Below are 14798 nucleotides of genomic sequence, written 5' to 3'. Positions count from 1 at the left end.
CAGATCCTTAGCCGACGGTATTGAAGTTCGGCCCATAGGGATAGCCGGTGATATCCTCCGCTCCGTCCTCGGTGATGACGAGGATGTCATGCTCACGGTACCCGCCAGCTCCGGGCTGCCCTTCGGGGATGGTCAGCATCGGCTCCATCGAGATAACCATGCCGGGCTCCAGCACCGTGTCGATATCCTCGCGCAGCTCCAGTCCCGCCTCCCGTCCGTAGTAATGCGACAGAACGCCGAAGGAGTGGCCGTAGCCGAACGTGCGGTATTGCAAGAGGTCGCGCTCCGCGAAGAAGGCGTTGATCGCTTCCGTGACCTCCGCGCAGGACGCGCCCGGCTTCAGAAGCGACATGCCGTATTCATGCGCCGCGACATTCGCCTCCCAGATCGCGCGGGAGGCCGCGTCCACGTCACCGACGAAGAGCGTGCGCTCGAGCGCGGTGTAATAGCCCGAGATCATCGGGAAGGTGTTGAGCGAGAGGATATCTCCGCGCTCGAGCTTACGCGCTGTCACGGGGTTGTGCGCCCCGTCCGTGTTGATCCCTGATTGGAACCAGACCCAGGTATCGCGATATTCGGCATCGGGAAAACGCTCGGCGATCTCAAGCTCCATCGCATCGCGCCCGGCCATCGCAACGTCGATCTCGCGGGCGCCTTCACGGATCGCTTCGCGGATGGCATAGCCCCCTACATCAGCCACCGCCGCGCCTTGCCGGATCAGCGCGATCTCGGCGGCAGATTTGTGCATCCGCTGGCGCATTGTCGCGGGCGCGATGTCATGAGCCCGAATTGGCGCAAGGAATTCCGTCATCAGCGCATGCTGCGCCAACGTCATGTGGTCGGCCTCGAAGCCGAGCGCCGCGCCCTGCCCGGTGATCTCGCGGATCGCGCGCCAGTAATTGTTCCGCTGCCAGTCCGTATAGGTGATGTTGTCGCCATGGCAGCGCCGCCAAGGCTGGGCCGCGTCGATCCCGGCGCTGATCGTCACGCTCGCGTCCTGCGTCACCACGAGGCCGTAGGGCCGCCCGAACGCGCAGTAAAGAAAGCCCGAGTAATAGGCGATGCTGTGCATCGAGGTGAAAAGGCACGCGGACAGCCCTGCCTCGTCCATGCTTTTTCGCAAAATGGCAAGCCGCGCATCGTATTCGTCCGGCGCAAAAGGCAGGATACGCGGACCTTGATAGAAACGGTAAAAATCGGGACGGTTCATCGCTCTACTCCTGGCGGCGCTACCGCAGGAGGCGAGACCTTCCCCCGCCGCGGCAACGACAAAGCAAGATCCCGGCGTTCAGGACGGTGATACGGGCGCGCGGCCTGTCCCGCGCGGGCGACGCCATCGCCGATCCCCTTTTGCGATTATGGCGTCGTCCGGTGCGCCGCGGCAAGTCTCAAATCGCGCGGCGCCGCTTCAGAAGGGCCCAGGCACGCAGATCGAGGAGCGCCCGGCCCGTTGCCAGAACCGCCAGCGCGCATAGCAGGATCTTCGAGACCTGCCCCATCGTGCCCTCGATGAGGACCGCATGGACGATGGTGCAGACGAGCGTGATCGCGACAATCCCGCTGTGGCCGGGACGCCAGAGGCGCGGGCTGAGCCGAAGCTTCTTGCGGGAAAGCGCCAGTGCCGCAGCCGCGAAGGCCGTCCACATGGCTATGACGCCCCAGGCCGCGAAAGGCGTGGCGGAGGTGAATGTGAGCGCGTCGATCACATCGGGCGGGCTCGTGATCCAGAGGCCGCCGACGTGAAGAATAATAAGCAGGACAAGCGCGATGCCGACCAGCCGATGAACGCGGCGGCCGCGCTGTGGCGGCAGGCCCGGCAGATAACCCGCGGCCAGAAGCGGTTGCAGGACCATCGCGGCAAGACCGAGGATCCCGGCAAACCCGGCCGCGATGTAGATCGGGCCGCGCCATTCAAGGAGCGGACTTGTCGCGGAAACAATCACCGGCCAGGACAGCGCCGCAAGAAGCGCAAGCCAGATCAGGACGCCGCGCAACCGGCTCACGTTCAGGCCGGTTGCAGCACGAAATCGGCGCGCAGGCTGGTCTCGCTGGCGCTGGACATGACCGGACGCAGGAACACCGTCTCGAACTCGCCGCTGTCATAGGCAAGGTGCCCGTGCGGCTGACCGAAGGCGGGCACGATCTGCGGCATTTCGAGCCGGAACTCGCCATTGGCATCCGTAAGCGTCGCGCCGTGGCTTTGCGGGTCGCGCTCATGTCCTTCGGTCGTATGCGCCCAGATCTGGATACGGGTATTCGGAAGAGGTGCGCCGTCACCTGCGCGGCGCACAGTGCCGGTCATCCAGAAGCCGCCGCCTCCGATGCGGTCGACGATGGGTGCGCCCGGACGATAATTGTTGGAGCCGCCGCGCATGGTCGGCGTCGGGGCAAGACCTTGCGCCCGTGCGGGCACGAGAAGGCCGGAGGCCCCAGTGATAAGCGCGGCTCCAGCCGCCGCGGCGCCGATCATCAACGTGCGGCGATCGATCGTGGAGCGTGTCATGGCTGTCTCTCCTCTGTCGGCTTTAGGAGCGCGCAAGCGCAGCCGCTCCTGCGCGTAAAGCTTGGCACGATCTGCCGCAGAGTGAAGCGCGCCCACCCGATTGTGAACATGCAAGCGCGCCGGAGCGCGCCTTGCCGTGTCAGCCCAAGACGCGCGGGATCGACCGGTTCCAGCGATGATCACGAACCTCTCGGTCGCCCTCCCAGGCCCGGAGCCGCGCCTCGATATGGAAATGGGTGGCATCGCAGGTCAGGCGAGTCTCGGTCACGGTGCGGATCGACCAATCCTCGCGCGACATCTCATGCACCCAGGTGACCTGCCCTTCGGCCGAAAGCGGATCGTCCGGCAGGATCGAATAGCGCTCACGCACATCGGCCGAATGATGCAAGCCGTGAGGGACGATATGCGCCGCTCCCTCGTGATCGCGCGTCTCGACCGTCACGCGGCCGGTTTCCCGATCCTCGTGAACCGACCAGCCCGAATGCGGCTCGACGTCGAACTCGAGATCCAGAGGCTCCGCCGCGCGCGGCTTGCCGAACTCGGTCGCGCGCGGCGTCGGCGCCTCCGAAAGCGGCAGGTCGAGCTGCGATCGCGCGGGCAGAACGGTCAGGGTGACCGGCTCTGGCGCGGGCCAGATGATCGGGAAATAGCTCGTCGACAGACCGAGCCGGATCCGGTGCCCGGCGCGGAAGGTCTGCGCGACATGCTTCATGGGGATCGTGACGGTGTAGGTCTCACCGGGAACCAGCTCAGCAGGATGTTCGTGGCTGTCCCGATGTGTGAGGTTCAGAACGCCGTAGCTCACGCGTGTCGCCGCCCCGTCCGGGGCCACGTCCATGAGCCGCGCCGCGACCTGGGCGACCGGCTTGTCCACCTCAAATGTCAGCGTCAGGGACGGATCGCCAACAAGATGCGCCGGCGCATCGAGCGGTCCGGTCTCGAAGACGAGGCTACCGGCATCCTCGCGCCGCTGATCGCCGGGCTGATCGCCGATATTGGCATAAGAGCACCACTTGCCGGCATGTGCGCCGACCCAGAGCGGCGATGAGAGCGTCAGCTTCGCGCCTTCCTCAGCCTCCGCACCACCGAGACCGCCATCCGCGCCCAGGGTGAACCGGGTGCGCGCCACGTTCGGCGACGGCCAGGTTGGCTCCGTGATCCACTGCCCGTCTCGATGGTCATAGAAGCCCGCAGGTTTGGCATGGTCCTGAAGGTAGACGCAGAGCGCGGGCTCATCGGTGACGCCCGTATCCACGCCCTTCATCCACTGATCCCACCAGCGTGTCTCCTCGGTGAGCCAGTCGATCGCCGGGCCTGGCGCGCCCAGATGGGGATATTTGTGCGACCACGGGCCGACGATGCCCTTGGCCGGGCTCTTCAGCGTTTCGACCAGACGGAACACGGCGCGGCAATAGCCGTCGGCCCAGCCCGAAACCGCGTAGACTGGCACCTCGATATCCGAGATGTCCTCGCAGACCGAGCCGTGCTTCCAGAAGTCGTCTCGGGTCTGGTGCTGGAGCCAGGTGTCGAGCCAGAGCCCCGACTTGTCGAGCCGCTCTTCCCACATGCCGCGCCAGGCCTCGCCCACATGCGCGGGATCGGGCGGCAGCGTGTTGATCCCGAACATCACCGACGCCCAGGAAAGCTGGTCGCACAGAAGCGCGCCGCCCATGTAATGCACATCGTCCGCGTAGCGATCGTCGGTCGAGCAGATGCTGACCACGGCTTTCAGGGCGGGCGGGCGCAGCGCGGCGAGTTGCAATCCGTTGAAGCCGCCCCAGGAGATACCGACGATGCCCACGCCGCCATCGCACCAGGCTTGATCGGCGATCCACGCGATCGCGTCGCAACCATCCTGCAGCTCGATGGGCAGGTATTCATCAAGCATCAAGCCCTCGGACTCGCCCGTTCCCCGCAGATCGAGCCGCACGTAAGCGTAGCCCTGACCCGCGAGCCAAGGCGCGCGGGCGTGGTCACGCTCCAGCGTTTTGTCGTTCTTGCGATAGGGAATGTATTCGAGGATCGCGGGCACGGGCCGCGCCTCTGCATCCTCGGGCATCCAGATCCGCGCGGCCAGTTTGGTGCCGTCGGGCATCGGGATCTCGAAATGTTCGATCTCCCGCACCGGGCGGGGCAGGTTCGTGTCGATTTTCATGAGGCTCGCCGATCGCTTGAGGGGTCGAGGCGCTTATCGCCGCCTCGGCCCCCGAAGTCCATGCGGCAACCTATTCAACGATGTCGGTAAACTCGTAATTGAGCCGTTTCATCACCTGCTCGTAATTGTAGAGCAGCTTGCCTTGCGTCCGTGCCCCCATCCAGACAGATGCGACCGCGAAGCTGTATGCATCCTGCTCCGGCAATTCGGACAGGAGCTGGCCTTTCTTGACATACGAGGCGATGCGCGTGCCGTCGACCTGCTCTGCCGCGACCTCGACCTCCGCGCGCGATGGCGCACGGGCCACGGTCGCATCACGGAAGAACACGCGGTAGAAAAACTCCGCCGCGACATTGTCTGGCCCCTCGCCTTTCGGCATGTCGGGTTTCCGGCCGAGGCCCAGGTCAATCGTCACCTGCTGGTGGCTGACCCCATCGACCATCTCGAAGAGGTCGCAGTGCGACTGCGCGATACGGGTATTGATCTCCAGAAGCCAGATCTTGTCCTGCACCTCGTCCCAGTAATACTCGATGTTGAAGCCCGCATTGTCATAGCCGATATGGGCCATGATCGTACGGGTGATCTCCCACATCTTGTCCTGCACCTTCTGGGGGAGCTGCTGGGACGGGTAGAGGTAGTAGAAAAAGCTCAAGACCTGAGGATAGCGGATCGAATCGACCGTGCCGTAAGGCACGACCTCGCCGTTGTGAACGTAGCCTTCGACCGTGCATTGCCGCCCGCCGATGACCTGTTCGGCCATGCAGTAATGCCCTTCGACCGCTGCGATATCTTCCGGCAGGTTCGCCCGGCTCAACACATGGTCGAATGGCTCGCCGATGCTGCGGATCTCGGCCCGCAGTTTCTCGATGGCGAAGTCGAAATCCTCGGGCGAATCGATCCGGAAGCCGAGCCGCGAGCCCGAGGACTTGATCGGCTTGACGAAGAACGGAAAGCGCAGGTCCGCCTGCCCGATTTTCGCGAGAGCCTCGTCGTCGAACGGATCGAAGGCGGTGAATTTCGGGATATGATCCGGAATCGCCTCCCGCATGACCACGCGCGACCAGTACTTGTGTTCGCATTTCAGCAAGCTTTCGAGCGATGCCTGTGGCGTGCCGTATTTCTCGCAGAGGATCGGCAGCATCGTGGAGACCGGAAAGTCGATATAGCCCACGATGGCGTCGATGGAGCCGTCGAAGGCGTCGAGCGTCTCTTCGGCCTCCTTCAGCATGGCGGGGATGTCGAAATCCTGCGTCTCGGACACCTGCGCGGGTGTCAGGAGCGGGTGGAATTCCACGTCCTCGACGCCGCGCAGGCGCCTCAGACGTTCGGCGTTGAGATCGTTCAGTCCGATGACGAATACATTCTTGGTCATTCTTGCCTCCTTCCCTGCGAAGGTGGTGTCGGGCTCGACGACCGGCAGAGAGCGGTCGCCACGCCCGTTACGATCAGTTGCCCGGTTGTGCCAGTTCGGCTTGTGTCGGGAAGGACCGGCCCTTGAGCCGCTCTGTCGTCCCGTCGATGTCATCGACCAGAAGCAGGAGGAAATCGCCTTGCCGCGCGCTTTCCATCGCGCGATCGACGGCTTCCGCCTCACCCATGATGATCTCGACCCGTCCGGCTTCACCGCCAGAGGCAGCGCCTTCGTGGATCAGCCTCGCGACCTCGCCTTCCTCGCGTCCGCGCGCATCGGTCTCGTAGACATAGACCTCGTCGCACATCTTGGCGAGCTGCGCGCCGAGCGCCATCAGGTCTTCGTCGCGCCGGTTGCCTGGAGCGGTCGAGACCGCGATCCTGCGCTGCGTGCCGAGGCCGGTGACGAGCGGCTCGAGCGCCTCGAGAGCGGGGACGTTGTGACCGTAATCGATGAGGCACTTCACGCCGTCCGCCTCGAAATAATTCGTGCGGCCGGGCATCTGTGCTGGCGTCGGATGGAAGGTCAGAAGCCCTGCGCGGATATCGTCGATCTCGATCCCGTGCGCGAGCGCGGCGGCTGCAGCCGCCATCGCGTTCTGAACGTTGAACGGCGCGTGACCTTCGAAGGCGATGGGCACATCGTTCACCTTCACGATCTCGACCGTCACCTTGCCGCGCAGGAGCACGATCCAGCCGTTCTTTACGCTCATGACCATGCCGAGGTTGCTGAGATGCTCCGCCAGGTCCGGGTTGTCGGGGTTCATCGTGAAATAGATGATTTCGCCGCGCGCCCAATAGGTGCCCTGGTCCATGACGAGCGGGTCGTCGGCGTTGAGGACGCAATAGCCGCCCTCGCCCTTGCGCTTGACCGCATCGACCACGACCGTCTTGCAGCGCGCCAGTTCCTCGAGCGTGTGGATGCCACGCTCGCCGAGGTGATCGGAGGCGATGTTCAGAAGAACGCCCACATCTGCCTCGTCGAAGCCAAGACCGCGCCGCATGATGCCGCCGCGCGCAACTTCGAGCACCGCATGTTCGACGGTCGGCTCGCGGAGGACCGCCTGAGCCGCCGCGGGGCCGGAATAATCGCCGCGCAGGATGACGTTGTTGTCGATCTCGACCGTGCCGGTGCAGCCCATGCCCACCGACCAGCCCGCCTGGCGCAGGATGTGGCTCGTGAGCCGCGTCGTCGTGGTCTTGCCGTTCGTGCCGGTGATCGCTGTGATCGGAATGCGCCCGTCATCCGTTTGGTCGGGGAAGAGCATATCGACAACATGCTGGCCCACGGGTCGCGGATGGCCATGTGTGGGCGACATATGCATACGGAAACCGGGGCCGGCATTGACCTCCACGACGCCCGCAGATTGCCGATCGAGCGGGATTGAGACGTTCTCGCATAGCAGATCGATGCCGATCACATCGAGCCCGACAAGCCGTCCGATTCGTTCCATCGCGAAGCGCAGTTCGGGATGCACTTCGTCGGTCAGATCCGCCGCGGTGCCACCCGTGGAGATATTGGCCGTCGACTTCAGGAAGGCGATCTCGCCCTCGGGCAGCACGGTATCGAGCGTGTAGCCCGCCTGTTCCAGCATCCGGTGCGTCTGCTCGTCCACGTGGATCTGTGTGAGCAGGTTCTCGTGTCCGACGCCCCGTCGCGGATCCTGGTTCTCGATGTCGATCAGCGCCTGGATCGTGGTTTTGCCATCGCCGACCACATGCGCCGGCCGGCGGCGGGCGGCTGCGACCAGCTTGCCGCCGATCACCAGCATCCGGTGATCCTCGCCCTTGATGTAACTTTCGACGATCACGCCGGCGTAGTCGTCACGCGCCCGCGCCACGGCTGCGTCATACCCCGAGCGCAGATCCTCGAGCGTGTTGATATCAGTGGTCACACCGCGCCCGTGATTGCCCGAGAGCGGCTTGGTGACGACCGGCCAGCCGATCCATTCGGCGGCAGCCTGCGCTTCTTCGAAGGAATAACAGGTCTGGCCGTGCGGCACCGGCACGCCCGCTTCGCCCAGGATCTGCTTGGTCCAGTCCTTGTCGTCGGCGATGGAGTGACCGATGATTCCCGACGCATCCGTCACCGTCGCCTGGAAGCGCCGCTGCTTTATGCCGTGCCCGAGCTGCGTGTAGCTCGTGCCTTCGGTCAGGTTGTAGGCCGGGATGTTCCGCGCCTTGGCCGCATCGACGATTGCACCGGTCGAAGGACCGAGCGCATTGGCATCGCGCACCTCCTTGAGGCTGTCGATATATGGTTGAAGATCGACGTCCTCGCTGTCGTAGAGCTTCTGGACGATCTCTACTGCCGCCTCTCCCGCAGCGAGGCCCGTTGCCTCGTCGCGATAGCGGTACACGACGTTGTAGATGCCTTTGTCGTAGCTATCGACGGTCTTGCCGTAGCCGACCGAGAACCCGACAAGGTTCTGCAATTCGATCGCCACGTGCTCGACCATGTGTCCTGCCCATGTGCCATGCCGCACACGTTGCAGGAAACCGCCCGCCTCTCCGACGGAACAGCGGTGGTCGTGGATCGTGGGGATCAGCGCCTCGAGACGCTCGGCGATCCCATCGACCTTGTCGCTCGGTCGCTCTTCCAGCTCCTCGATGTCGAGGCGCATATAGATGGCTTTGTAACGGCTGTAATAGTTGGGGCCGCGCAGCGCACGGTGCTCAAGTATTTGCAATCTTTAGCTCCAGGCTTTCTGCCTCGAGCTCGTGCGGCCCGAGGACCCGCCGGTCCCTCAGGCTGTATCCATAACCCTCAACCAGCGCATGCATTTTAACGCCGTGAACCGTGACAGGTTCCCCGTCGGCGAGATCAAATACATTCGAACCGGTGATCTCCGAGCTGTCAACCAGGATGACATGGCCCGGTCCGAAGGCGCGGATCAGGTCGCCGTCGAACTGGACTGCCGCATCCTCTCCGAGGCCGACGCCGAGATATTCAGGATTGGTCGCCCCCACCTCCATCAGCCGCGAGAAGCGCCCGCGTTCGAGGAAGTGGGTATCGATGATGACGCCCTCGACAAAGCCAAAGCCCGCCGACATCTTCACAGCGCCCTTGCGGAGTGCATCGTCCGCCGGACCGCCATAGACCATCGTGGCCGATTGGCAGGCCGCGCCCGCGCTGGTGCCTGCGACGACCATGCCTTCTTCGTGACGCTCCCGGATCGCGTCGAGCGCGTCGGAGGCCCCGAAGATATTGGTCAGGCGCATCTGATCGCCGCCCGAGATGAACAGGACGTCCGAGGCGCGGATCATGTCGATGAACTTCGCGTCATGCGCGTCCTTGCGCTCGCGAATACGGATATCGAGCACCTCCGACGCACCCTTCGCAAGGAAGGCGTCGTTATAGCCGTCGAACACTTCGCCGGGAATGCTGCTTGCCGTGGTGATGACGCCGACAATCGGCGCATCCTTGCCCGACAGCTCCAGCACATGCGCCAGGATCGCGACGGAATTGGTCTTGTCCTCCGCCCCGCCGATGGCAACGAGAGCGCCCGGCTTGGCGAAGGGCCGTGCATCCTTTTTCGAGACCGGTGTCGTCATGTTCATGGACGTGCCCTTGTGAACCAAACGGAAGCTATATCTTGTGTGATGATGATCGGCAAACGGTAAATAGGACAGTCCCCTTTGCAAAGAATTGCGCCGATTGTTGCATTCTGCCGCGTTTTTCAGCGATGACGTGGCGGCGAAGACCCACAGGCACCGACTTTTTCACGCGAGGATTGTAATGGCACAGGGCTACACGCTCGTAATTCATGGCGGCGCGGGCGTTTTGCCGCGGCAGACCATGACCGAGGAGATGGAGACGCGGTACCACGCAGCGCTGGACCGCGTTCTGGCCGCGGGCGAGGCGATTCTGGAGGCGGACGGCTCGGCGCTCGATGCGGTGGAAGCGGCGGTGATCGCACTCGAGAACGAGCCCTTGTTCAATGCCGGGCGCGGCGCGGTTTTCACGCGCAAGGGCACACACGAAATGGATGCCGCGATCATGGACGGCACGGACCGCCGCGCCGGCGCGGTCGCGGGGATAATGGGGCCCCGCAACCCGATCCGGGCGGCGCGCGCGGTGATGGAGCGCACGAGCCATGTCCTGATGATCGGTGACGGCGCGCTCGATGTCGCGCGCGAGGCGGGCCTGCCCTTTGAGGACGCAGATTATTTCTACACCGAGGAGCGGCATGCGAGCCTGCAAAGTACGCTCGAGATGGAGCGCTCGGGCGAGCTCGATGACGATCCCAGTCGGCGGCATGGCACCGTGGGGGCCGTCGCGCTCGACCGGCACGGCTGTCTCGCCGCCGCGACCTCGACCGGCGGGATGACCGCGAAACGCGCTGGGCGCGTTGGCGACAGTCCGGTGATCGGCGCAGGCACCTATGCCGACAACCGGAGCTGCGCGATCTCGGCGACCGGCGATGGCGAGGTTTTCTTGAGGCTGGCCGTGGCCCACGAGATCGAGGCGCGCGTTCGGCTGACGGGTGCCACCATGAAGGATGCGGCCGGGACCGTTGTCGCCGACGACTTGACCGACGCGGGAGGCTCGGGCGGGCTGATCGCGGTCGCGCCGGACGGCACTTTCGCGGCGCCCTTCAACTGCGAAGGCATGTATCGCGGCTGGAGCCGGGAAGGCGGCGACCGCGAAACCCACGTCTACTGACCTCGTGATGACGATCGCGGGTCAGGCGAAACGCTCCGGCCCGTGCCATTGCGTCTCGCTGTAGCGGTCGCCATGCGCCCAGCCGGGTGGCAGCGCCTCCTCGATCCGTGCGAGATCCTCTGCGCCAAGGCGCATGGTCGCCCCGCGCGCCGCTTCCTCGAGGTGGCGCGGGGAGCGGGTGCCCGGAATGGGAATGACCGTCTCGCTGCGCGACAGGAGCCACGCGATCGCAAGGCTGGCAGCTGGGGCCTCGAAGTCAGCGGCCAACTGTCTGAAACGGTCCGAGCTTGCGAGGTTGTAGGCGAAGTTCGGCTCGTGGAAACGAGGATTGGACCTGAGGAAAGCCGAGCCCTCCACCCGCGCCATGTCGGGCGGCGTGTCGGTCAGGAAGCCCCGGCCCACGGGCGAGAAGGCGACAAGCGCAACTGCGTGCCGCTCGCAAGCTTGCACGAGGCCAAGCTCCGGGGCGCGGGTCGCGAGCGAATATTCCGACTGCACCGCGTCGACGAGATGCACCGCCATCGCCCGGTCGAGCGAGGCCGGGGATATCTCGGAAAAGCCCACGGCTTTCGTGCGGCCCGATGCCTTCAGCTCGGCAAGACTTTCGGTCACCTCTTCGATTGGGCGTGCCGCCTCGCGCCGATGCACGTAAAATAGATCGACCGCCTCAAGCCCGAGCCGAGCGAGGCTGGCCTCGAGCGATGCGGTCAGATGCCCCCGGCTGTTATCGTAGAACCGCCCGCCGGTTTTGGGATCGCTGCAGATGCCCGCCTTTGTCGCGATGCGGAAAATCGGGCCGCGCGATGCGAGATAGCGTCCGATGACCTCCTCGGAATGGCCCATGCCATAGACGTTCGACGTGTCGAGATGGTCGATACCGAGCTCCGCCGCCTTGTCGAAAAGCGCGAACGCCTCCTCTTCCGTCGAAGGGCCGTAGAACCCTGAGATGTTCATCGCGCCGAGGCCGATCGCGGTAAGGGAAAGCCCCGATTGCCCGAGAATGCGGGACGGAAGAGCGGTATTGGTCATGGTCTGTCTCCTGCCGCAGCCATTCGCGCGGTGAATGTGTCGAGGGAGGATGTGCTCAGCCTGCGCACCGCGTCCCAGAGCGCCTCTGCGCGATCTGTGCCGAGCAGTGCCGCCGCCTTGCGCCGAAGGCGCGGTTCGGTCTCCGCGGCGTCCGCATCGCGAACGAGGTCGTGTCCGGCCTCGGCGCTTTCGCCATCCTCGCAAAGAAGTCTCACGCGTGCCGCCGTATCGGAAAGCGTCTCGTCAGTTCGGACCTCGACCTTGTCCCTGAGCGCAATGAGATCCGGCCGCGCGCAGGTCTCGGCCGAATAGCTTTCGAGCGCTGCAGTATCGACGCCCGCCAGCGCCATCGCCGCGGTCAGCCGGTAGCTGAACTTCGCGGCAAGTCCGGTTTCGGGTCTGGGCTGGTTGCAGACGGCGAGCCAGCGCGGATGGGTCGTGACCTCGATCCGCGTGATCTTCTCGGGGTCGAGCGTCGTGATTGCCGGATCGCGCATGGCTTCGAGCATGGCATGCAGCCCGTGGCAGCACGCATGGAACTTGTAGGAAATCTGCGGAAAAACCCATGTCTCGCCCAGCCCGTCGAACGTCTCCTTGCGGGCCGCGCCGCCATGTGTCGGCCCGAAGCCTTGCGGGCCTTCCATCGCCTCGGGGGCCGATCGCGCGCCGGCCTCCGCCAGCAAAGCGCAGGTCACGCCGACCTCACCGGCAAACCCGGCATTGAGCGGTTTGCCCATGGTGCCGAACTGACTTTTGAGCCCGGCGGCGCGGGTCGCCGTCAAGCCAATCGCCGCTTCCAGGCCGCCAGCATCGAGCCCCGCAAGACGTCCCGCCGCCACGGCCGCGCCGAACGCGCCCGAAGTCCCGGTCTGGTGAAATCCGGCCTCGTAATGGCCGCGCCCGAGCCAATCGCCAACGCGGCAGGCGGTCTCGAGCCCGAGCGCCAGCGCGTCGAGCAGCGCCTCCCCGCTTGCGCCCCGCGTCTCCGCCACGGCGAGCGCGGCGGGGATCACCGCGACACTCGGATGGCCGATGTGAAGAAAATGCGTATCGTCGTAGTCGAGCGCGTGGCTCGCCGCGCCATTGGCCAGCGCCGCGGCGCGCGCGCCAGCCTGACCGCCGCCGAAAAGCGTGGCCTTGCCCGGCTCACTTCGCGCCAGGGCAAACGCCGCCTCGGCCACCGGCTCGCCCTGCCCCGCAAGTCCGACGGTGGCCCAGTCGTAAAGTGACAGGCGGACGGTGCGCGCCAGATCCGGATCGCGCGGCGCCGGGCCTGACGCGAACCCGGCAAGCCGAGCGGCAAGTCCAGTCATGCCGCGGCTTTCCGGCGGGCTTGAGGTTCGATCGCGGCGCGCGACAAAAGATCGGACAGCCGCGGATCTTCCTCCTCGGCGGCGGCGAGCGGATCGCGCGGCTGGAGGCGATGGCTGAGCACGAGCCGCGCCAGCATCGCGCGGTCTTCGGCGGCCGTGCCGCGCATCTGCGCCGCTTCCCAGGCCATGAACACCGCCGCACTTGCGTGGTACAGCCCCGACGCCGCGCGCCGTGCCTCCTCGTCACTGCCTTTCTCGGCGCAGCGCTCAGCGAGTGCGACGGCACGGTCAAGGCAGGGCGCAATCTCGGCGGCCAGTTCGGCGTCGCTCTCGGCAAGGCAGCGACGCAGATATTCGGAAAGCGCGTCCAGTGCCCCTTCCCGCCGCGCCGCGCGCATCACGTCGAGCGCGATGATGTTGGACGTGCCTTCCCAGATCGAGCCAAGATGCGCGTCCCGCAAAATCCGGGCATCCGAGAACTCTTCGATATAGCCACATCCGCCGCGCACCTCCATCGCATCGCCCGCGACCTTGCGCGCATCGCGGCAGGTGCGGAATTTCACGAGCGGGGTCAGGATACGCAGAACCTTCGCCATGTCGCGATCCCCGCCATCCGAGGCGGCGAGCGCGCGGGCGGTATGGAAGACCATGCTGCGGCCCTCCTCTGCGGAAACCAGCATCTTCGAGAGCTGCCGGCGCATGAGCGGCATGTCGATCAGGCGCTTGCCGAAGGCCGTCCGGTTCCGCGCGATGTAAAGCGCCTCCGAGACCGAGCGGCGCATCAGGCCCGCGCTCCGCACACCGTTTGCGAGCCGGGACATGTTGATCATGTCGGTCATCTGCTTGAAGCCTTGCCCGGCCTCACCGACGAGGTAGGCGGTCGCACCTTCGAGCGCGATCTCGCCCGACGCCATCGACCGAGTGCCCATCTTGTCCTTGAGGCGCAGGATCCGGTAGGCGTTGAGGCTGCCATCCGGCAGGTGCCGCGGCAGCAGGAACAGCGAGAGCCCTTTCGTGCCGTCCGCCCCCTGCCCGTCAGGCCGCGCGAGCACCATCGCCAGACCCGCGTCGGGGTTCGAGCAGAACCACTTGTCCCCGTAGAGGCGCCACGCGCCATCCTGCTGTCGCGCGACGGTCTCGATCGCCCCGACATCGGAGCCCGCCGCCTGCTCGGTCATGAACATCGCGCCTTGAAAAAGCGTGTCCATGTCCTGGCTCGTGAGACGATCGATGTAGCGTTCGACCAAGGCGGGATCGCCGAACTTGACCAGCGTTCGTGTCAGGCTGTCGGTCATCGAGAGCGGACAGCAGAGGCCGAACTCGGCCTGGACGAAAAGATAGACCAGTGCATATTTCGCCATCGGGTGAAGCTTGGTCTCGGCGCCGAAGACCCCGGCGCGGTGCGACATTGCCGCCAGACCGAATTCGCTGAACGCGTAGCGCTCGAGTTCTTCGTAGGCGGGATGCTTCTCGATTGTCTCGGACCGTTGACCGGTGCGGTCCCGCAGCTTCAGTTCCGGCGGGTTGTGATCGGCGGCGAGCGCCAATTCTTCGAGACGATCCCCGACGAGTCCGCCCATGCGGTCGAGCTCGGGTCTGAGGCGGTCCTGCAGATCCTCGGGCAGGTAGATATCCAGAAGCGCGTCGAAAGCCGGATCGGACGCGAAGGCGTTGAGCCCGCGGCTGTCGGGAATGTTGTTCTCGGTTGCTGCCATCGTCTCG

At 65.2% G+C, this 14798-nt stretch carries 11 protein-coding genes; 1 reads left to right on the top strand and 10 read right to left on the bottom strand.

Annotation, left to right across the window (positions count from 1 at the left end; genetic code table 11):
* Nucleotides 1-7: 7 nt before the first annotated feature.
* The 7 genes from FIU91_RS06765 to FIU91_RS06735 all read right to left on the bottom strand — a co-directional run bounded on the left by FIU91_RS06765 (nt 8) and on the right by FIU91_RS06735 (nt 9629).
* Nucleotides 8-1210 (bottom strand): aminopeptidase P family protein, encoded by a 1203-nt coding sequence (locus FIU91_RS06765; protein ID WP_152461912.1) that lies wholly within the window; start codon nt 1208-1210, stop codon nt 8-10.
* A 178-nt stretch (nt 1211-1388) separates the two neighbouring features.
* Entirely contained in the window at nt 1389-2003 is a 615-nt protein-coding gene (locus tag FIU91_RS06760; protein ID WP_152461911.1) for a ferric reductase-like transmembrane domain-containing protein, read from the bottom strand.
* A gap of 2 nt (nt 2004-2005) precedes the next feature.
* Nucleotides 2006-2503, bottom strand: coding sequence for a twin-arginine translocation pathway signal (locus FIU91_RS06755; RefSeq protein WP_152461910.1), 498 nt, complete (start codon nt 2501-2503; stop codon nt 2006-2008).
* 139 nt (nt 2504-2642) lie between these two features.
* Nucleotides 2643-4658, bottom strand: coding sequence for a CocE/NonD family hydrolase (locus FIU91_RS06750; RefSeq protein WP_152461909.1), 2016 nt, complete (start codon nt 4656-4658; stop codon nt 2643-2645).
* Nucleotides 4659-4728: 70 nt separating this feature from the next.
* Nucleotides 4729-6030 carry an acetyl-CoA carboxylase biotin carboxylase subunit family protein gene (locus FIU91_RS06745; protein WP_152461908.1) on the bottom strand — a complete coding sequence of 434 codons (1302 nt, stop codon included), beginning with the start codon at nt 6028-6030 and terminating at the stop codon, nt 4729-4731.
* Nucleotides 6031-6103: 73 nt separating this feature from the next.
* Complete coding sequence (cphA, locus tag FIU91_RS06740; protein WP_152461907.1) at nt 6104-8758, bottom strand: cyanophycin synthetase; 2655 nt, start codon at nt 8756-8758, stop codon at nt 6104-6106.
* Entirely contained in the window at nt 8745-9629 is an 885-nt protein-coding gene (locus tag FIU91_RS06735; protein WP_254702056.1) for a cyanophycinase, read from the bottom strand. The genes cphA and FIU91_RS06735 overlap by 14 nt, the downstream gene beginning before the upstream one ends.
* Before the next feature lie 178 nt (nt 9630-9807).
* Here FIU91_RS06735 and FIU91_RS06730 point away from each other — a divergent pair, with 178 nt between their 5' ends.
* Nucleotides 9808-10734, top strand: coding sequence for an isoaspartyl peptidase/L-asparaginase family protein (locus tag FIU91_RS06730; RefSeq protein WP_152461906.1), 927 nt, complete (start codon nt 9808-9810; stop codon nt 10732-10734).
* A gap of 21 nt (nt 10735-10755) precedes the next feature.
* On the opposite strand, the gene FIU91_RS06725 is transcribed toward FIU91_RS06730, so the two are convergent.
* From FIU91_RS06725 to FIU91_RS06715, 3 genes are read right to left on the bottom strand one after another with little or no spacing between them, the layout of a single operon-like run.
* Nucleotides 10756-11763, bottom strand: a complete 1008-nt coding sequence (locus FIU91_RS06725) for an aldo/keto reductase (RefSeq protein WP_152461905.1) — start codon at nt 11761-11763, stop codon at nt 10756-10758.
* Nucleotides 11760-13076, bottom strand: coding sequence for an MmgE/PrpD family protein (locus tag FIU91_RS06720; protein WP_152461904.1), 1317 nt, complete (start codon nt 13074-13076; stop codon nt 11760-11762). Before FIU91_RS06720 ends, FIU91_RS06725 begins: the two co-directional genes overlap by 4 nt.
* Nucleotides 13073-14791: an acyl-CoA dehydrogenase family protein gene (locus FIU91_RS06715; protein WP_152461903.1), complete on the bottom strand. Its 1719-nt coding sequence runs from the start codon at nt 14789-14791 to the stop codon at nt 13073-13075. Before FIU91_RS06715 ends, FIU91_RS06720 begins: the two co-directional genes overlap by 4 nt.
* Between the last annotated feature and the right edge of the window lie 7 nt (nt 14792-14798).

Source organism: Roseivivax sp. THAF30 (assembly GCF_009363575.1).
Lineage (GTDB): Bacteria > Pseudomonadota > Alphaproteobacteria > Rhodobacterales > Rhodobacteraceae > Roseivivax > Roseivivax halotolerans.
The sequence above is the reverse complement of the archived record's forward strand: the minus strand, read 5'-3'. Positions and strand labels throughout refer to the sequence as shown.